Annotated in this window: 12 protein-coding genes, 1 tRNA gene and 1 pseudogene; 7 read left to right on the forward strand and 7 right to left on the reverse strand. The window is 69.7% G+C overall.

Annotation, left to right across the window (positions count from 1 at the left end):
* Positions 1–227: 227 nt before the first annotated feature.
* The 4 genes from ACN28C_RS06890 to ACN28C_RS06905 all read left to right on the forward strand — a co-directional run bounded on the left by ACN28C_RS06890 (position 228) and on the right by ACN28C_RS06905 (position 4,068).
* Positions 228–548 (forward strand): hypothetical protein, encoded by a 321-nt coding sequence (locus tag ACN28C_RS06890; RefSeq protein ID WP_422772715.1) that lies wholly within the window; start codon positions 228–230, stop codon positions 546–548.
* Positions 549–767: 219 nt separating this feature from the next.
* Positions 768–1,937: a MalY/PatB family protein gene (locus ACN28C_RS06895; protein ID WP_422772716.1), complete on the forward strand. Its 1,170-nt coding sequence runs from the start codon at positions 768–770 to the stop codon at positions 1,935–1,937.
* 307 nt (positions 1,938–2,244) lie between these two features.
* Positions 2,245–2,940: a C39 family peptidase gene (locus ACN28C_RS06900; RefSeq protein WP_422772717.1), complete on the forward strand. Its 696-nt coding sequence runs from the start codon at positions 2,245–2,247 to the stop codon at positions 2,938–2,940.
* A gap of 240 nt (positions 2,941–3,180) precedes the next feature.
* On the forward strand, positions 3,181–4,068 hold the full coding sequence (locus ACN28C_RS06905) for an SMP-30/gluconolactonase/LRE family protein (RefSeq protein WP_422772718.1): 888 nt from the start codon (positions 3,181–3,183) through the stop codon (positions 4,066–4,068).
* Between the two features lie 49 nt (positions 4,069–4,117).
* On the opposite strand, the pseudogene ACN28C_RS06910 reads toward ACN28C_RS06905, so the two are convergent.
* Positions 4,118–5,400: pseudogene (locus ACN28C_RS06910) on the reverse strand (low temperature requirement protein A).
* Positions 5,401–5,661: 261 nt separating this feature from the next.
* On the opposite strand from ACN28C_RS06910, the gene ACN28C_RS06915 reads away from it, so the two are divergent.
* A complete protein-coding gene (locus ACN28C_RS06915; protein ID WP_422772719.1) occupies positions 5,662–6,465 on the forward strand; it encodes a SigB/SigF/SigG family RNA polymerase sigma factor in 804 nt (267 codons plus the stop codon).
* A gap of 76 nt (positions 6,466–6,541) precedes the next feature.
* Here the strand turns inward: ACN28C_RS06915 and ACN28C_RS06920 are convergent, their stop codons facing one another.
* The 3 genes from ACN28C_RS06920 to ACN28C_RS06930 all read right to left on the reverse strand — a co-directional run bounded on the left by ACN28C_RS06920 (position 6,542) and on the right by ACN28C_RS06930 (position 9,213).
* On the reverse strand, positions 6,542–7,432 hold the full coding sequence (locus ACN28C_RS06920; RefSeq protein WP_422772720.1) for an NAD(P)H-binding protein: 891 nt from the start codon (positions 7,430–7,432) through the stop codon (positions 6,542–6,544).
* Between the two features lie 117 nt (positions 7,433–7,549).
* On the reverse strand, positions 7,550–8,269 hold the full coding sequence (locus ACN28C_RS06925) for an ABC transporter permease (protein ID WP_422772721.1): 720 nt from the start codon (positions 8,267–8,269) through the stop codon (positions 7,550–7,552).
* 62 nt (positions 8,270–8,331) lie between these two features.
* Entirely contained in the window at positions 8,332–9,213 is an 882-nt protein-coding gene (locus ACN28C_RS06930) for an ABC transporter ATP-binding protein (RefSeq protein ID WP_422772722.1), read from the reverse strand.
* 267 nt (positions 9,214–9,480) lie between these two features.
* Here ACN28C_RS06930 and bla point away from each other — a divergent pair, with 267 nt between their 5' ends.
* Complete coding sequence (gene bla / locus ACN28C_RS06935; protein ID WP_422772723.1) at positions 9,481–10,443, forward strand: class A beta-lactamase; 963 nt, start codon at positions 9,481–9,483, stop codon at positions 10,441–10,443.
* 74 nt (positions 10,444–10,517) lie between these two features.
* On the opposite strand, the gene ACN28C_RS06940 is transcribed toward bla, so the two are convergent.
* The 3 genes from ACN28C_RS06940 to ACN28C_RS06950 all read right to left on the reverse strand — a co-directional run bounded on the left by ACN28C_RS06940 (position 10,518) and on the right by ACN28C_RS06950 (position 12,652).
* Complete coding sequence (locus ACN28C_RS06940; RefSeq protein ID WP_422772724.1) at positions 10,518–11,438, reverse strand: serine hydrolase; 921 nt, start codon at positions 11,436–11,438, stop codon at positions 10,518–10,520.
* Positions 11,435–12,367 (reverse strand): LysR family transcriptional regulator, encoded by a 933-nt coding sequence (locus ACN28C_RS06945; RefSeq protein WP_422772725.1) that lies wholly within the window; start codon positions 12,365–12,367, stop codon positions 11,435–11,437. Before ACN28C_RS06945 ends, ACN28C_RS06940 begins: the two co-directional genes overlap by 4 nt.
* A gap of 209 nt (positions 12,368–12,576) precedes the next feature.
* A tRNA-Lys gene (locus ACN28C_RS06950) sits at positions 12,577–12,652 on the reverse strand.
* A 493-nt stretch (positions 12,653–13,145) separates the two neighbouring features.
* Between ACN28C_RS06950 and ACN28C_RS06955 the strand changes: the two genes are divergently transcribed.
* Entirely contained in the window at positions 13,146–19,748 is a 6,603-nt protein-coding gene (locus ACN28C_RS06955) for a carboxypeptidase regulatory-like domain-containing protein (protein ID WP_422772726.1), read from the forward strand.
* Positions 19,749–19,911: the final 163 nt, after the last annotated feature.

Genomic DNA, 19,911 nt, shown 5'->3' on the forward strand with positions numbered 1-19,911 from the left:
GGACGGCGTGGCGCAAGGGCCCGGCTCGGCCCGACAATGGCGAGGTGACAACCGAGTTTTCCGGAGTCGGGTCGTCTCGATCCGTCTCGTCCGCCGGAACCGTCCCCGCCCAGCCGGCGCCGCCGGAGCTTCCGGTCAGTCCGGAGACGCCGGAGGGGCCGCCCAGTCCGGAGACGCCGGAGGGGCCTGGGACAGGTGAGGCTCCGGCGCCGCATCCCCCGACGGCGGTGTCCCCGATCGCGGTGCCGGTACCGGCCGCAGCATCGACGGCCCCGGGACCGGCGGCGGAAAGGCCCTCGGGTGACTCGCCGGTCAGCCCGACCAAGGTCCGGATCGACACGCCGGGTGCCACCATCGAGATCGAGGCCAACGAGTCGCTGGCCGAGGTCGTGGCGACGGCGCTACGCCTCTTTCACGAGGCCGGTGGCTGGCCGCAGGTGAACAGCCGGGCCGCCGGGTTCGCCCAGACGGAGCGGCGGGACACCTATCCGGTGCAGCCGAGTTCGATGCCGTACGGCCCCGGGTCGTACCCCGTGCAGATGCCGTAGCCGCTCGTTGCTCCGTCCGGTCGCCGGGTTGGCGGCAGGTGTTCGTCTCGGGCGCTGTCGGGCTGCCCCACGTGGGTACCCCGCTTGCCGGGACTGCCGGCCGTCGGGTGTGCGGTGCCGAGAAGGTGTCCCGTTCGTGCACCCAGCTCGACAGGCCGCGTGGGTACGGCCCCGACCGTGGACCAACGGTCCGGCGACTCGGCCAAGTACCGTGGCTGCGTGGTCAACCCCTTGCAGACGCTCTCCCTCGCCGATCTGCGCCGCCGCACCAGTGAGAAGTGGCGGCGGTACCCGCCGGACGTGCTGCCGCTCTGGGTCGCCGAGATGGACGTGCCGCTGGCCGAGCCGGTCGCCCGGGCGCTGACCGAGGCGGTCGCGCTCGGCGACACCGGCTATCCGGTGAACGGTACGGACTACACCGCCGCGCTCGCCGGTTTCGCGCGGGAACGCTGGGGCTGGACGCCGCCGGTCGAGCAGAGTGCACTGGTGCCGGACGTGATGCTCGGGGTCGTCGAGATGCTGAAGCTGGTCACCGGCCCCGGTGACGCGGTGGTGATCAACCCGCCGGTCTACCCGCCCTTCTTCGGCTTCGTCTGGGGCGGCGAGCGGCGGATCGTGGAGGCGCGGCTGAGCGCGGAGTACCGGCTCGACCCGGACGCCCTGGAGCGCGCCTTCGCCGAGGCGGTCGCGGGCGGCCGACCCGCCGCCTACCTGCTGTGCAGCCCGCACAACCCGACCGGCACCGTACACACCGCGGACGAGCTGACCATGGTGATCGAGCTCGCCGACCGCTACGGCGTACGCGTCGTGGTGGACGAGATCCACGCGCCGCTGGTCTATCCGGGGGCGGTGTTCCGGCCGTACCTCTCGATGCCCGGCAGTGAACGCGGCCTCGTGCTCTTCTCCGCGTCCAAGGCGTGGAACCTGGCCGGGGTGAAGGCCGCGGTGGCGATGGCCGGGCCGGAGGCCGGAGCCGACCTGGCCCGGATGCCGAAGGTGGCCGGCGACGGGGCCAGCCACCTTGGCGTGATCGCACACACCGCCGCCCTGCGCCACGGCGGTCCGTGGCTCGACGAGGTGCTGGCCGGCCTCGACCGGAACCGCCGCCTCCTCGGTGACCTGCTCGCGGAACTGCTGCCGGAGGTGCGGTACCGGGTGCCGGAGGGCACCTATCTCGCCTGGCTGGACTGCCGGGAGCTGGCCCTGCCGGAGGGTGCGGCCGGTGGACCGGCCGATCCGGCCGAGGTGTTCCTGGAGCGTGGCCGGGTCGCCGTGGTCTCCGGATCGCTCTTCGGGACCGGAGGTGCCGGATATGTCCGGTTCAACCTGGCTGCCTCTCCGGAGCTGATCACCGAGGCCGTGCGTCGGATGGCTGCGGCCCTGCGCTGACCCAGGTCGGGGGCGCGGCGTCCGGTCTGTGGTGGGGTGTCCGGTCTTGGTGGTGATCGGGTGGTGGGTGGGGCCGGGTCGGTGGAACATCCGGGGGCCGGGGGTCGTTGTAACCGGCGTACGACCGCAGCAGCAGGCCCCCACCCCGGGGCTGTCGAGTGCCCGGGGGAATGTGCGGGCGGTGGCGGCGGTTGACCTCCCCCCGGAGACACGTTCCTGTGTTTCGTTCGGCACGCCATCACCGGTCTCCACCCTTGGTGGGGTGTGTGGTGGTGTGTCTCATCCCCGGAATGGAAGGCAGACCATCATGACGTTCGTCAGCCGATGGCTTCCCGCCATCACCGAGACCCCGATCCGTAGGACCGCGCTGGGTATCGCCGGGCTCGCCGTCGCCGGTGGCGCGATCGCCGCTCCGGCGATCGCCGCGGACACCCCGACGCCGATGTCGCCGACCTCGGCCGCGGTCACCACCGACGTGCGGGACATCGACAAGGGCAGCCCGTCGAAGGTCCTGGACTATCAGTACAAGGCGCAGGAGAACGGCTACTACTGCGCTCCGGCGGCGACCCGGATCGCGCTGACCGCGCAGGGCCACGCCCCGACCCAGGACGAGGTCGCCGGTAAGCTCGGCACGACCGAGGCCGGCACGAACTCGGCCGAGGACACCACCCGGGTACTCAACACCACCGGTGGTAAGGGCTACAGGACCGTGGCGATCCCGGACCCGACGGTCACGCCGGAGCAGATGGACCGGCTCCAGGTCGACATCGTCCGCGCCCTCGACGCGAAGCGTCCGGTCGTGATGAACATCAAGGGCACCGGCACCGACCTCGACGGGATGTCGCACTCGTACGCCGGTGGGCACTACCTGACCGTTGTCGGGTACGACGACCACGGCCGCAAGGTCAAGATCGCCGACCCGGCCAACCCGGACCAGGCCGAGTACTGGATGAGCACCATCGCCCTGGCCAACTGGGCCGCCGAACGCGGCTACTCCGCATAACCCGATCCGACACAGCACACCCGACAAGGGCCGGCCCCCGGAACATCATCCGGGGACCGGCCCTTTCGTCATGCCCGGATTCGTCGTACCCCGGCCGCGCGGTCGTGCACGGCGCGGCGGCCGGACTGCACCTCACGGTGACCTTTCCCGGTCCGCCGTACCGGCCTCGGGTGGTGGCACCCCGGGAGGGTGTCGGGCGGTGTGGCGGGGCAGGATCGAGGTTGTCGAGAGGAGCACGACGTGGTGGACGCGACGCAGGTGACGGATCCGTGCTGCCGGCACGGCGAGGGGCCGGTCTGGGACCCGCGCACGGACCGGCTGCTGTGGGTGGACATGCTCGACGGTGACGTACTGACGCTCTCGCCCGGGATGGGCGAAGGACCGGCGCTCTCGCCCGGGACGGAGCGGGTCAACCGGCATCACGTCGACACCGTGGCGGCGGTGGTCCGGCCCCGGGCCAGCGAGGGATACCTGGTCGCGGTCGAGCGCGGCTTCGTCCTCACCGACGCCGAGTTGCGGCCGGTCCGGCGGCTGCCCGAGCTCTGGACCGACCCGAACCTGCGGATGAACGAGGGCGGCTGCGACCCGGCCGGGCGCCTCTACTGCGGCTCGATGGCGTATGACGTCCGGCCCGGCGCCGCCGCGCTCTACCGGCTCGACGCCGACCTTGAGGCCCGGCGGGTACTCGACGACATCACCATCTCCAACGGCATCGCCTGGTCGCCCGACGGCAGCCTCGCGTACTACGTCGACACCCCGACCCAGCGCGTCGACGTCTTCGACTACGACCCGGAGACCGCCGTGTTGACCGGTCGCCGGCCGTTCGTGCGGATCGCGGAGTCGGACGGCTCTCCGGACGGGCTGACGCTGGACGCCGAGGGCGGGGTGTGGGTCGCGCTCTGGGGCGGCGGCGAGGTACGCCGCTACGCGCCGGACGGCCGGCTCGACGTACGGATAGCGCTGCCGGCCCGCCAGGTCACCGCCTGCACCTTCGGCGGCCCGGAGCTGCGCGACCTATACGTCACCACCTCGCGGCTGGGCCTGACGGATCCGGAGCCCGCCGCCGGGGCGCTGTTCCGGGCCAGTCCTGGAGTTGCCGGGCTCCCGGTCACCCCGTTTCGGGACTGACCGCGCAGCTTGGCAGCGGCCCGGACGACCGGCGCCCCGGCCGCGTCGGCTACGTCACGCGTCGGCTACGCCCGCGCCGGTTCTGTTGGATCCGGTCCTGACCGAACCGGCGGATGAGCCGGCTGGAGATGACGGCGTAGCCGATCATGAGCAGGGCGAGCAGCGGGATCACGGCGCTCGGCGGTGGCACCAGGGCGACGGCGGCGAGCAGTCCGATGGCGACCACCGCCATCAGCATCCGAACCGGCGGGATGGCGCCCAGGGCGATCCGTTGCAGGACGAGGCCGCCGACCATCCAGCTTGCCAGTGACACCGCCAGCAGCAGGCGCAGCATTGCGGGCAGGTCCTCGCTGCCGGTTTCCATCTCGTGGACCGCCTGTCCCAGGCACCAGCCGAGTAGCAGCAGCGCGGAGCCGATGACGCCGTGTAGGGCGGCGTAGCCGATTCCGGCGCTCAGCCGTGACGCGGTCAGCCCGACGTCAAGGAAGGTGGTGTAGATCCACCAGAGCGAGGCCGGAATGAGGAAGCCGGCGACCGCCACCAGAGCGACCGCCGGCGACGGCCGGGCCGACATCGCACCGATCAGGTCGGTGAGGCTGACCCCGAGCAGGATGATGGTGAACTGCCCGATCCGTTCGGGCAGGTGCGACGGGTGCACCGGATGGCGGGTCAGCCAACGCCGGCCCAGCCACGGAGTCACCAGTTCGACGGTGAGGCCGGTCAGCCAGAGCAGCGGCCGGGAGTCCGCCGGTACGCCGAGCGAGGCGGCCCAGAGCAGCCATCCCACGCCGAACCCGGTGAGGTACACCGTGGTCAGGTGGCGCGCGCGGTGGGGCTGATGGCGCGTACCCGGAGATAGAGGGCGAGCAGCGTGCCGCGGACCACGAGGTAGCCGATCGGCAGCAGTAGGGAGTCGGGGGCGTCTCGCACCCCGACCGTCATGGTGCCGGCCCCTACCATGCCGACCAGGACGGTCAGCCGGTGGCGGAGGTCGTCGGGGTCGAACCGGGTGTCGTAGAACGCCTGCCCGAGCCAGGCCCACCAGACGATCACGAAGAGCCCGGCGGTCCGGAGGATCTCGTCGACATCGGGTACGGCGTCGGTCAGCCGATCCTGCACGGCGGCGAGTGCCAGCACGAAGATCAGATCGAAGAAGAGCTCCAGCCAGGTGGCGTGGCGCGGCTCGGCGCCAGGTAATGCCGACGGGTCCAGGCGCCAGCGTCGGACGATCCGACGTGGCCGGATCACGCCGCCTCCCCGCCCTGGCGACCGGATCGGAGGATCCGGAGGGGGGTGCGCTGACAGCACCTCCAAGTCACATCCGGTAATCATCTCGCCGCGGTTCGATGTGCGGGTGGGTTCCGTGAATCCTGGTCGGCCGGCGCGACCGGTGGCCGGGTGGTCGCCCTGTTGGTGCTATGTCCGTAATGATGAAGATAAGATGCTTTTATACATCAGCCGTTCGGCTAGCCTAAGCCAATACCAACGGGCTAAGGTGATGCCTGAACAGCCAACCACCACACCACCACCACACGACGAACACGAACCCGAGACACCCATCCCCCGCCCACCCACAGCGCAGGGAGAACCACCATGACAACCGACACCATCCACACCACCACCCGCACCACCCCGGCACTCACCGACACCGCCACCGACCTCCTCCTCGCCATGACCGCCCTACCCACCCACCACCCCGACCGACCCACCCTCCGCGACAAAGCCATCGAAGCCTGGCTCCCCCTCGCCCACCACCTCGCCCACCGCTACAGCGGACGCGGCGAACCCACCGACGACCTCACCCAAACCGCCGCCGTCGGCCTCATCAAAGCCATCGACAAATACGACCCCACCCGCGGCGTCGACTTCGCCGGCTACGCCATCCCCACCATCATCGGCGAACTCAAACGACACTTCCGCGACCGCACCTGGGACATCCGCGTCCCCCGCCGCCTCCAAGAACTCCGCCTCGCCATCAGCGAAGCCAACAGCACCCTCCTGCAAACCCTCGGCCGCTCACCCACCATCACCGACATCGCCACCCACCTCAACCTCACCGAAGAAGAAATCCTCGAAGGACTCGAAGGCGCCCGCGCCTACAACGCCGTCTCCCTCTCCACCCCCACCGGCGACGGCGAACGCACCACCGAACTCGGCGACCTCCTCGGCAGCGACGACAACCAATACGAACTCGCCGAACTCCGCGTCGCCCTCGGCCCCGCCCTCGCCACCCTCGACGAACGCGAACAGAAAATCCTCACCCTCCGCTTCTACGGCAACCTCACCCAATCCCAGATCGCCGAACAGATCGGCGTCTCCCAAATGCACATCAGCCGCCTCCTCACCCGCGCCCTCACCAAACTCCGCGGCCAACTCGCCGACACCTACCGACACTGAATCCGCCGGGCCCGCGCTCGCGCCTTCATCGCCCTCGTGCCCAGGACACCCGCTTGGCGCCGTGACGAGCGCCTTGTCATCGGCCAACCCGCCGCAACGCCGGTCCGGCATCGGAGAGAAAGGTCCGCAGCGTTCGCGCCGGGTGCCCGGTGACGCGTTCGACGGTGTCGGTCACCTCCGCGAAGCTGCCGGCACGCACACGCTCGAACGTCAGCGTGGAGAGTTCCCGTGCGAAGCCCTCGGACCCCGCCACGGCCTCGTCGATGGTCACGTCGCGGTGGGTCACAGGACGGCCGGCCGCGGCCGAGAGCAACTCCGCGGTGCGCGGCAACGACAACGCCTCCGGACCGGAGATCTGGTATGTCCGACCGGTGTGCCCGTCCTCGAGCAGCGCCCGCTCGGCGACGGCCGCGATGTCCCGGGCGTCGATCCAGGCGACCGTGGCGCCGCCGCTGGGAAACGGCAGCTCCCCGGTGTCGACGATCTGGTCGCGGTAGAAGCGCGGGTCGGTGAACACCTGCATGAACCAACCCGGCCGCAGGATCGTCCAGGGGCGCCCGCTGTCGCGTACCGTGCGTTCGGCGCGCGGAGCCCAGCCGGCGCAGCCCGGGTGGTCGGGGTCCGGGTAGTCACCGTCCTTGTCGGACAGCAGGACGACGCGGGTCCGGGGTGACGTCCCGGCCAGCAACGCGCCGATGAGTTCCGGCGCGTCCGCGCGGTCCGGCCGGACCACGAAGATGGCGTCGACCCCGTCGGTCGCCGCCGCCCACCCGGACGGCTCGTCCCACGAAAAGGCGGTGGGCCGGACGCCCTCGATGCCGACGGTGGACGGATCGCTGCTGCCACCGCGCACCTCGACGCCGCGCCGTGCCACGAGCAGCTCCGCGAGCGGTTTGCCCGTCTTGCCGCGTACCCCGGTCACCAGCACCCGGGTCACGTCGACCTCGGCCGAGTTCGGATCCTGCACCCTGAACCATCCTCTGGTCTGGTCACTACAGCTTTCTCGACCATCGAAGCACCGATACCTCGTGTACGCCTGCGATCCGGCGTACGACCGGCGGCCGGGCCGACCGTGGTGCGGCGGTCATCGACGGGGTTCCCAGCGGAAGAGGCGGGTGGCCAGCGCGACGGCGATGACGACCCAGGAGAGTGTGGGCGCCAGCAGGAGGAGGGAGTCGGCCACGGCGACTCCGCCGTTCCAGGCGTTCATGGTCAGTTCGGTGGCTGCGCCGCCCGGCAGCAGCCGCTTGAGCAGGGTGAGGTGGTCGGTGCCGGTGATGCCCACCCAGGTGGCGATAAAGATCACGCCGAGGGTGACAGGGAGGGTGGTGACCTGGGCGTGTTCGGGGGAGTTCGTGAGCCCCGCCGTGGCCAGACCCAGGCCGATCATCATGGCCATGGTGGTGAGGACTGCGGCCGCCAGCAGGAGAATGTTGGCGGGTTCACCGGCGACCACGGCCAGTGCGGTCAGGATCGCGGCGACCTGCAGCAGGGCGAGGAGGGTGGCGGGCAGCAGTAGGCCGGTGAGGATGCCGGTGTCCCCGGCGGCGGTGGAGCGCAGCCGTTTGAGGAAGAGGTTCTGCCGCCGGGACGCCAGGGTGGTGACGGTCGTGGCGTAGAGGCCGAAGGCGGCCACGGTGAAGACGATGATGGCGGCGATGTAGCCGAGGCTGCCGACGGCGGTGAAGGCGTCGTGTCGGTGGACGAAGAACACGCTGACGCCCACCGGCATGACGAGGCTGGTGACCAGCACCAGCCGGTTGCGGAAGATCTGGATCAGCTCGCTGAGAGCGATGGCGAACACGGTTACCTTTCCTCTCGGAGAAACAGGTTGGTTGTCGGGGCCGAGTCGGCTGGCGGTGCCGGTCAGCCGCTGATGGCGCGGAAGACGTCGTCGAGCCGGGTGGGTCCGGCTTCCAGGTCCCGCAGTTCCACGGCGTGCTCATGTGCCCAGCCGAGCAGGAGGTGCAGATCCTTCTGGAGGGCGAAGGTCTCGATCACCGCCCTGCCGTTGCCGTCGACGGCGGCCTGCAGCGGCAGCGCCGGTGCTGGTGCCGGTAGCGAGAATCGGATGACGGCCGGCAGGGTGCGGGTCAGTTCGGAGACCGTGCCCTCCCGGCGCAGCGTGCCCTGGTGCATGAGCCCGATCCGGTCGGCGCGTTGTTGCGCCTCCTCGAGATAGTGGGTGGTGAGCACGACGGTCGCGCCGTTTTCACGGAGCCGCTCCACCGTCGTCCAGAGACCGTCGCGGGACTGGACGTCCAGGCCGGTGGTGGGTTCGTCGAGGAAGATCAGGTCTGGTGTGCCGTAGACGGCGGTGGCGAAGTCGAGTCGTCGTTTCTCCCCGCCGGAGAGCTGGGACACCTTCGTCGCGGCCTTGCCGGTGAGGTCGACGACATCGAGTATCCGGTCGACCCGGTCGGTGCGGCGGGTGAGCCGGCCGATCAGGCGGACCGACTCGGCGACCGTGAGGTCGGGGGAGAATCCGCTCTCCTGGAGCATCACACCCATCCGGGGACGTACCACCTGCCGGTCCCGTGGGCTGTGCCCGAAGACGCGTACGGTGCCGGAGGTCGGCGCCCGGTGTCCCTCGACGGTCTCCAGGGTCGAGGTCTTTCCCGCCCCGTTCGTGCCGAGCAGCGCGTAGAGCTCCCCGCGCCGCACCTCGAAGGAGAGATCCTGCACGGCCCGGAAGTCGCCGTACGTGACGTTGAGTCCTTCGACTTCGATAACTGGTGTGGTGGACATGTCACCAATGACAGCGCCGAACACGGAAACCCGTCAGTGCAACCACGTCATGAGTCGATGTGACGTGGTGTCATGGGCCACGGCCGGCGCCGGCGGATCACGAGGCGGAGGACCAAGATCACTGTGCCTCACCGTCCGCGTACATGCCGGATCGGCATGAACATCGCGACTTCGGTCTTCGACAGCATTCCGGACTCCTGGCAGGGTCGATCGTGCCCGACCGGGTGCTGTCCGAGGTCGGCGCTACGGCACGGACAAGGAGTGACGATGGCTTTTCCGACACGACGTCTGGTAGCGGCGGTGGCCGGGGCGTCCGTACTGGTTGCGCTGAGCGGGTGTGGCACCGCCGACGCGGCGGAGGAGCGGGTTCGGGACCGTGCGGTGACCGCCACTGCCTCAGCCGCGTCAGCCACCGCCGACCGGGAGCGCGAGTTCCAACGGCTGGAGGACAGGTTCGACGCGCGGCTGGGGATCTACGCGATCGACACCGGCACAGGTCGGACGGTGCGGTACCGCGCCGACGAGAGGTTCGCGTACGCCTCGACGTACAAGGCGTTGGCCGCCGCCGAGGTCCTCGACGAGACCACGGACGCCGAGCTGGACCGGGTGGTCCGGTACTCGGCGGACGACCTGGTGACCTACTCACCGATCACCGAACAGCACGTCGCCGAGGGCATGACGCTGCGCGCCCTCGCCGACGCCGCCGTCCGGTACAGCGACAACACGGCCGGCAACCTGCTCTTGCGCCACCTCGGTGGACCGCATCGGTTCGAGAGGGAGCTGCGGGAGATCGGTGACAGGGTCACCGAGGCGGTCCGCTACGAAACCGAACTCAACGAGGCGACGCCCGGCGACAAGCGGGACACCAGCACCCCGCGGGCCCTGGCCGAAGACCTGCGGGCGTACGCCGTCGCCGACGCCCTGCAACCCGCGGACCGCGACATTCTCAACGGTTGGCTGCGGGGCAACACCACCGGCGGCGGGCTGATCCGGGACGGCGTCCCCGACGGCTGGGCGGTCGGCGACAAGACCGGGGCCGGCGGCTACGGCACCCGCAACGACATCGCGGTGATCTGGCCGCCGGACCGCGCGCCGATCGTCGTCGCCGTCCTGTCCAGCCGCGACGAGAAGGACGCCAGCTACGACAACGCCCTCATCGCACAGGCGACGGAGGTGGTGATCGCCGTGTTGTGCCCGAGCCGCTGTGGCAGGACCGCGCCGGTCGGGTAGGCGGCAGGGACGGCCCGGACCAGATGCGGATCGGATTGGCGGGGAGACCCGCCGAGCCCGGGGCAGCCGTTGGCCTAACCCCACCAGGGCAGGGCGCCCGCCCGCAGATGGTCGTGCAGCGTTCGCGCGACATGCGCCATCGTCGCCTCACTGCCGGGCTGTGCGACGGCGGGCACCCGGGAGGCGGTGAGCGCGGCGACCGCGTACGACTGCCCGTCGGCATGGTCCACCACCCCCACCTCGTGCCGCAGGTGCAGCAGCGTGCCGGTCTTGGAGGACCAGCGGGAGGCGTCGGAGGTGAAATCGGGTGCGAGCCGCTGCCGCAGCAGGTTGTCGGCCAACAGGCCGCGTACCCGTGCCGCGGTGGCCTCCTGGATCACCGAGGGCCGCCAGAGGGCGTGCAGCAGGTCGACGAAGGCCCGGGCCGACCCGGCGTTGGCGCGGGCGACGTCGAGTTGGGCGACGGGGTGGCCCTGCCCGGGGGTCGCGGCGCCGATGGCGAGGGAGTGGGCCAGGTGCACCTCGTCGGGGTCGAGCCGCTCCGCCGGCGTGTCGGTGAGATCGCTGATCCTGTGCCGTACGGCGATGCCGTCGATGTGCAGTCGCCGCAGCTCGGCGGCGACCGCGGCAGGCGGGGTGAGGTCGAACAGCGCGTCGGCGGCCACCCCGTCGCTGATGGAGGTGCTCAGGTAGAGCAGGTCGTCCACGGTGACCCGCGCGGGGTGCCGGAATCGGCTCAGTCCGGTGGGACCGGGTGTGGTGATCCGACCAGGCACGACGTCGATCGGTGTCGCCGGGTCGAGCTCCCCGCGCGCGACCCGTTCCAGCACGGCGACCGCCAACGGAACCTTCACCAGCGACGCCACCGGATACGGGACGTCCGGATCGAAGCCGATCTCGGCGCCGGTGTCGAGGTTGCGGACCAGGAACGCCCCCTGCAACCCCGCCTCGTCGAGCAGTTCGCGCGCATTGCGTACCACCGCCGAGATGCTCACCCCGGATCCTCCGTCCGAGGATTGTCCGTTGTCCGCCCCTCGGTCGGCCTCCGGTGGCCGCCGGAAGCGCCCAGGCATCGCGCGATGTCCTGGTGGAGGGCCGTCCGTAGCTGTTCGAGGTCCTCGCGTGCGCCGGCGGCGATGTCGTATCCGCGGAGGAGCCGGGGACCGGCAAGGGGACACCAGTGCAGCCCGAAATCCTCGGCCTGCTGACGGGAGCAGAGCAACAGGTCAAGGGAGCTGAGGGCCTGCGCGGCGGCGTCGACGAGGGACGGCGTGACCGTCACCTGAGCCGGCGCCAGACCGACGGACTGGCCGGCGCGGGTCAACGGATCCCGCAGGTGCGCGACGTCGTCCTCGGGCTGGATCAGTATCCGCCGGCGTGCCTGCGCACCGGCTCTGCCGGTGCGGAGGGTCTCCAGGAACACCGTCGCCGCCGGGAAGGGGGTCCGGGCGGCCAGTCCGAGCGGGACCCACCAGGACGCCGTTCCGTCCGGAACCGCGACGATCCCGGCGCGGACCTCGAGGGTCCGGCAGAGCCGTTCGCGTTCCGCCGGACCGGCCGTCCGGACCTCCAGATGGATCCGCTGCCGCTGCCCGGCTGCCACCAGGGCGGCCAGGCGGTTCGGCGGGCAGATGTCGGGCACGGCGATCCGGAGCGGGCGCAACCGTGCCCGCTCGGCGTCGTCAGCCATGGCGTCGGCGAGGTCGACCAGCCGCCGCGCGGTCGGCAGCATGTCCCGCCCGAACGATGTCAACCGGACCGCTCGGGCCGATCGGTCGAACAGTCGGGCGCCGAAGTGCCTCTCCAGGGCGGCGATGCGGCGGCTGGCCACCGACTGAGGGATTCCTGCGGCGGCCGCACCGGAGGTGAAGCTGCCGTGGCCGCTGACGGCCACGAAGGCCCGACAGGCAGCCACCACATCCACCCGTCGAGCCTATAGCGGAAACGCATGACCGGACCGATGGGATCATGGATCGGCATCGATCTTCGTTGGCGGTGATGTGCGGAGCCGGCCCCGATCCACCTCCGGCCGCCTCGGGTCTCGCTCCACTCCACCACAGCTCGGAGGGCATCTGCGAGAACGGTTCGGGTACCGCCACAGCCGGTTTCGCGTTTTCCCAGCTCAGAGGCTATTGGTGGGTCGCCGGGGACTCGAACCCCGAACCTAAGGATTAAAAGTCCTCAGCTCTGCCAATTGAGCTAGCGACCCGTGTCCGGCAAGGCTACCGGATCGCTCACCGTACGTCCCGGGGGTATCTGTCGCGGCGGCTGGTCGTGTCCACGGTACGGCTCCGGCCGTGCCGGTGTGCAACACCAACGCGACCACGCCGCCGAGCACCACCGAACCCACCGCGTCGACCTGTTCGACCAACTCCTCACCCGCGTCGGCCGACACGCCTCAGAACATCAGCGCTCACGGCGTCGACCACCAGGCCGACCTGGTCAGACAATGCCTGCACGCCTGTCAGCAACAGACCGATCTCCTCGCCGGGCTCCACGCCAACACCGGTATGACCCTCGACCCAAGACCCGGCGTGACGATGCGAACCCTCAGCCCTTCAACGTGGTAGTTGATCTAGGTGCGGATTACTTGATGCCGACTTCTGACTATCGAGTGGTGCTCCATCGCCGAGTTCCTCTTGCTGATCAAACCTCCTAATTCGGTAGCGATTCGCCCGATCTCTGATTGACCCCTCGCTATATTGACCAAGATCCCACAACTCGATACAGTGATCGCGCCATTGCTGTGGGTTGTCTTGCGGGGGGTTCCCATGCATGCTGGCCATGTCCGTTTCTCGTCGATTTTTGGCTCTAGGCGGCTCTCGCGGCTACTGGCGACAATGGCGGTCGGGGCGGTGACTTCAGGTGTCGTTGTGGTTGCCGCATCTCCGGCTGTCGCCGATCCGCCACCGGCGGATACCCGGTCAGAGTGCGTCGATGAGCAAGCCGATGCCGAGGCGGCGCGGAGCATGGTCGCAGTGTGTGACCGACGGGTTGAGATCCTTTCCGACCGGACGGAGTACTCACAGACATTCCTGAACGTCGACGGTTCCCGCACGTTGGAGCAGGGGATCGAGCCGGTCCGGGTCCGGAAGGGCTCGTCATGGGTGCCGGTGGACACGACGTTGAAACGATCGGCGGAAGGGCTGGCGCCGAAGGCATCAGTGCTGCCCGTGGTCTTCTCGGCCGGTGGTGATGGACCGTTTGCCCGTCTGCGTGACGGTGATCGGGAGTTGGCGGTCTCGTGGCCGGGGCGGCTGCCGGAGCCCGTTGTGCAGGGCTCCACCGCCGTCTACCGAAATGTGCTGCCGGACGTGGATCTGCAGGTGACCGCACACGCTCTGGGGTTCTCCGAGGTGTTGGTGGTCCGATCGCGGGAGGCCGCGGCGAGTTCGAGGGTTGCGGAACTGAGGTTCGGCCTGACGACGAGGAACGTGACGGTCGCGACCGCGGATGGCGGGGGCCTGGCAGCCCGTGACGTGGCCGGTAGGACGGTGTTCACCGCGCCTGCGCCCCTGATGTGGGACTCCTCGACCACGGACGGCACGACAGCGGCTACGTCCTCCAAGCCCCAGGAGGACGAACAGGCGCAGCGCAAACCAGAGCGGACCCAGGGGACGAGGGAAGCTCCACGACCGGCGTGGCCCGCCGAGCGGGTACGGCGTGCGGCCATGCCGGTGCGCGTCGATGGTGACGGCCTGGTGATCGTGCCGGACCGCAGGATGCTCACCGATCCACGCACCGAGCTGCCGATCTTCATCGACCCGTCGTGGACCGGGGGTATCTCGTCCAACGCGTGGACGTCGGTGTGGAGTAAGCACAAGTCGAGTTCGTTCTGGCAGAACTCGTCGGCGTTGACCAACGGGTCGACCTACGGTTCTGCCGGTGCCGGGCGTACCGAGGACTGTTCCGGGTGTGCCGATCACATCATCCGGTCGCTGTTCCGGATGAACACCTCGGCCGTGCGGGGCAAGCGCATTTTGGGGGCGGAGTTCCGAATCGAGCAGCGACATGCCTGGACGTGTAGTCCGAAGTCGAACGCGAAATTGTGGATGACCGGGACAATCTCCTCTGGCACCACCTGGAACAAGCAGCCGAGCTGGTACAGCAACCTTACCGCGCAGACGCCGGGGAACCGGAAGTACGGGGCGGCGCACGGTTGCCTCGGAACGGGCACCATCGAGTTCAACGTGACCTCGATGGTGGCGAAGGTGGCGTCGAGCAACGCGTCCACGCTGACGGTGGGTCTGCGGGCGATCGACGAGGGGACGAAGAATCAGTGGAAGCGGTTCAACCATTCGTCGCCGAAGCTCGCGATCACCTACAACACTGACCCGAACGCCCTGGCGGACCGGAAGTCGGACGGGAAGGCCTGCGCGACGGGCGTCGCCAGGCCGTACGTGCTGACCACGACCCCGATTCTGGCCGGTAAGCATTCCGACCCGGACTCGTCGCAGCAGTCGCTGACCTCCTGGTTCTACTGGTGGCCGCTCGGCGGCTCGCGGAACGAGACGGACAAGGTGTCGCAGGCGTCGGGTAACCCGTCGGTGGTGTCGAAGGCGATCCCCGCCGGCAGGCTCGTCGATGGTGGCACGTACGTGTGGCAGTCCCGCACCTACGACGGCTCGCACTACGGGGGCTGGTCGGGTACGTGTGAGTTCACCGTCGACGCCACCCCGCCACCGACACCCGGCAGCGTCGGCTCGGTTGACTACCCGGCCGGGAGTACCCCACACGGAGCGGTCGGTCTGCCGGGTGTCTTCGAGATCGCACCGCCCCCCATACGCCCGCACGAGGTGAAGGAGTACGCGTGGACCCTCGATTCAGGCGTGTTGAACGCGGCGCAGACGGTACCGGCCCGCGCGACGGACTACGGAGCGTCGCTGACGGTCCGGCCGGCGCATGACGGAAGCAACGTCCTGCGGGTATGGGCGAAGGACCACGCCGGCAGGTTCTCCGCGACACCGCAGATCTACACGTTCAACGTGCGTGCGGGTTCGGGCCCGGCGGCCCAGTGGACGTTCGAGGAGGCCAGCGGCGACGCCGTCGATGTGAGCGGGCACGGCAACACCGCGACGCTCGGCGCTTCGGCGGCCCGGATACCGGGCCGGGCCGGTGTGGGTACGGCGCTGGGCCTCAACGGTGGTACGTCCGCGACCCGGACCGGGTCCGTCGTGACTGTGCACCCGGACACGGGTGCGTCGGTGCCGGTACGTACCGATGCGAGTTTCACGGTGAGTGCCTGGGCCAGGATCACCTCACCGACCGGCACCGCCCAGCAGATCGTGCTGGCCGCCAACGGGACGCGTACCTTTTCGTATGCGTTGAGCTATGCCGGCAGCGGCAACCGGTGGCGGTTCACGATGACAGGAGCCGATGCGGACAATCCGTCGCTGTACGCGGCGTCGTCCGACGCCGCTCCCGTGGCGGGGAAGTGGACCCACCTGGCCGGCGTGTACGAAGCGTCGACCCGCACGCTGACACTGTTCGTCAACGGCGTCGCACAGAGCACGACCGCCACGTTGACCGGCGGCTTCAACGCGACGAGCAATGTGACGGTCGGCAAGCGCCGGTGGAACGGTGGTGACGACAGCTTCTTCACCGGTGCGGTCGACGATGTCCGGGTCTACAACTACGCCGAAACCCCGGCGAAGATCGCCGAGATGGCGGTGCCGTTGCCACCGGCGGTCACCTTCCCCAACGGCACCGAGGCCCCGTCCGGTGGCCAACTCGCCGTCAGGTTCGACGCCGGCGGCGACGTGAACGTGACGAGGTTCCGCTACAGCGTCGGCGACACGAGTCTGGGCACCGAGGTGACGGTGCCTGCCCCGGGCGGCACGGTGACCGTGTCGGTCAACGTGGGAAGCGTGCTGGGGGACCGGTCGCTTCATGTGGTCGCGGTGGACGACGGTAACCGGGTCGGCAGTATGGCGCGGGCACAGTTCACGGTGACGGCGGCGGCGAGCCTCTCCGGGACCGTGATCGACGGGACGACGTTCGAGCCGGTGGTCGGGGCCACTGTGCGCCTCGAGCCGGGCGGGCGGCAGATGGTGACCGGTGTCAACGGCGGCTATACGTTCTCCGGGTTCCAGCCGGGAACCTATACGCTGTCCGGTAATCATGGTGGGCGCTGCGGCCTGTCCGGCAGTGTGACGGTCGACGTTTCCGGTCCGGACGTGTCCTGGGACCTCTACCTGTTCCCCTACACCGACGGGCAGGGCTACACCTGCGCCGAGCAGGTGAGTCCGTTCACCGCTGCCGGCACCGTCGTTCCGCTGACCGGCGACAACGCCGTGTACGAGGTGGGGCTGCCGTTCGCGTTCCCGTTCTACGGTCAGGCGTACCTGCGCGCCTGGGTGGACACCAACGGGCTGCTGTCGTTCGACGACCCGGGCGGCTCCCACCCGTACACCGGCGGTCAGCTGCCGGCACCGGCCAGCCCGAACGCCCTCGTCGCGCCGTTCTGGGACGACCTGGTCGTCGACGCCTCGGCCAGCGTCCGGACCACGACGAGCGGCTCCGGAGCCGACGAACGGTTCGTCATCGAGTGGCGCAACGTGCATCGCAAGGCCAACTCCAGCCAGCGGCTCTCCTTCGAGGTGATCCTGGCCCCCGACGGCACCGTGACCACCAACTACGACCAGCTCGACAACGACGCCGAACGGGGCGCGCACGCCGCGGTGGGCATCGAGGGACCAGCCGGTGAGGACGGCCTGTCCTACTCCGCGGGCGAGCCGGTGCTGGCCGCCGGCCGGGCGATCAGCTTCGACCACCCCGAGGTCGGTAGCCCGATCGAGGTGTACGACCTGTCCGGCACCCTGGTCAACGCGGCCGGCACCCCGGTCGTCGGTGCCACCGTGACCCTGGATCCCACCGGCTTGACGGCTACGACCGGCGCCGGTGGAGCGTGGCGGTTCGACGACCTGGTCGCGGACAGCTACACCGTCACCTCCAACACCACCGGGCGGTGCCCGCACGTCGCGCAAGCCCAGGTCGAACTCTCCGCTGACACCGTCCGCAACCTCCAGTACGGCCCGGACTACGGCGGCCTCGGCTACGCCTGCTCCACCGGCGGAGGCGGCTACGTGACCGCGACCAACCCGCTCGCGCTGAGCGGCGACGCCGCGACCACGACCGTCGGCTTCCCGTTCCCGGTGACCATGCACGGCGGTACCTTCTCGTCGGCGACGGTGAGCACCGAGGGCGTGGTCATCTTCGGCCCGGCCCCAGCGGCGGGCAGCCTGTGGAACAACATGGCCATGCCGAACCGGAACGCTCCGAACGCGGTCGTGGCACCGTTCTGGGACGACCTCTACATCGACGCCTCTGCCAGCATGTGGACCCAGACGTCGGGGACGGCGCCGAACCGCTCCTTTGTGATCGAGTGGCGGAACGCCCGGCTCTTCGACTTTCCCGCCGACCGGCTCAGCTTCGAGGTGATCTTTTACGAGGACGGTCGGATCGCCTTCCACTACGGCACCCTCGATACCACCTGGGAGCAGGGCGGCGCAGCCACCGTCGGGATCGAGAACGCCTCCGGCACCGTCGCGGCACAGTATTCCTCCCATACGGCGGCACTGACCTCGAACCTGTCGGTCACGTATACCCCCGCCCCGCGTGGCACCGTCAGCGGCACCCTGACCACGGCGGTCACCTCGAGCCCCGTGGCGGGAGCGACCGTGACGCTCAACCCGGGCGGCAGGACCGCCACCACCGGCACCGACGGCAGCTACCAGTTCACCAATCTGCCCGTCGGCGAATACACGATGACCGCCTCGACCGGCGACAACCGCTGCGCCGGCCAGTACGCCAAGGAGATCGTCAACCACCCGGGCGGCACGTCCGACGTCGACCTCTCCGTCATGGTCGATGGTGACGAAGGCGGCTACACGTGCACCACCGGCGCCCAGACGTTCATCCCCGGCGACATCGTCGAGGGCTGGTCCGGCACCGACACCGTATGGCAGAAGAACCCGCCGTTCCCGGTCAAGCTGTACGGGCAGACGTACACCTCGGCCTGGATCGCCTCCAGCGGCCTTGTGACGTTCAAGGACCCGTTGTACTTCGGCTGGATCGGCAGCACCTCCAGCCCCATCCCGTCTCCGGCCGCCGAAGGAGTGCCCAACGCCGCCGTCTACGTGCACTGGGACAAGTGGGTCGTCGACTCCCAGGCCCGGATCGCCACGAAGACCAGCGGCACCGCCCCCAACCGGCAATGGGTCGTCGAATGGCGCAACGTCCACCTCGCCGGCGACACCGCCGCCCGGACCACCTTCGAGGTGATCTTCCAGGAAAACGGGCAAATCACCTTCGCCTACGCCGACATCACCGCCGGCAACGCCCGCGAGCGCGGCTCCACAGCCACCGTCGGCATCGAGAACGGCGCCGGCAGCATCGCCTTCCAATACCTGCACCGCGAAGCCGCCCTCACCACCGGCCAGGGCATCACCTTCCGCCCCAGCCCGCCCGGACAGGGCACCATCACCGGCACCGTCACCTGCCAGGGAACCCCGACCGGCGGCGCCACGATCACCGCAGCCGGACTGACCGCCACCAGCGCCGCCAACGGCTCCTACCAAATCGCCAACGTGCCGGCCGGCACCTACGCCGTCGTTGCCACCACACCGATCGGCAGCTGCAAAGGATCGGCGGTCCAGCAGGTCACCATCGGCACCAACACCCAACACACCGTCGACTTCACCAACGCCGCCACCCCGCCCCACTCCGGCTACATTCTGGCCGAGCAACCGGTGCCCTACACCCCCGCCAACACCACCGTCCTGCCCCTCACCGGCGACGACGCCTACACCCAGACCAGCCTGCCGTTCCCGATCAATCTGTACGGGCAGGCGTACACCACCGGCTGGGTCGACACCAACGGCCTCGTCACCTTCGTCAACCCCGGCGAACCCTCACCCGACGCGTGGCCGATCCCGTCCCCGGACAACCCCGAGGAACCCAACGCCGCCGTCTACCCCTTCTGGCACGACTGGGTCGTCGACGCGAACGCCAGCGTCCGCACCACCACCCGAGGCAGCGCGCCCAACCGTGAGTACGTCGTCGAGTGGCGAAACGTCCACTCCTACGAGGACCCACTGACCCGGATCACCTTCCAGGCGATCTTCCACGAAACCGGCGGCTACAGCTTCGCCTACACCGACCACGACGGCACCTTCCTCGAACAGGGCGGCGGCGCCACGATCGGCATCGAAAACGCCACCGGCACCCACGCCCTGCAGTACACCTACCGGCAACCGGTCCTCCGACCCGGCCTCGGGGTGCGGATCACCCCACCCACCCCCTGACCAGCACCCCGACACCAGTCCATCCGCTGAAAGCCCGCACCCCGGAGGCCCCGGTGACGTCGACGCCGTCCACACAACCCCGACCACTGCCGACCCGAAAACTGGCACACGGGCCCCGAGCACGCCGGTCCGCAGTCGCGGCGGCGCTTGTCACCTCCCTCGC

The organism is Plantactinospora sp. WMMC1484 (assembly GCF_049315195.1).
Classification (GTDB): Bacteria; Actinomycetota; Actinomycetes; order Mycobacteriales; family Micromonosporaceae; genus Plantactinospora.

What these genes read in the sequence shown, in the direction of transcription:
- ACN28C_RS06900 (WP_422772717.1), top strand. Translation starts at nt 2,245, where the DNA reads ATGACGTTCGTCAGCCGATGGCTTCCCGCCATCACCGAGACCCCGATC.
- ACN28C_RS06930 (WP_422772722.1), bottom strand. Translation starts at nt 9,213, where the DNA reads ATGTCCACCACACCAGTTATCGAAGTCGAAGGACTCAACGTCACGTAC.
- ACN28C_RS06915 (WP_422772719.1), top strand. Translation starts at nt 5,662, where the DNA reads ATGACAACCGACACCATCCACACCACCACCCGCACCACCCCGGCACTC.
- bla (WP_422772723.1), top strand. Translation starts at nt 9,481, where the DNA reads ATGGCTTTTCCGACACGACGTCTGGTAGCGGCGGTGGCCGGGGCGTCC.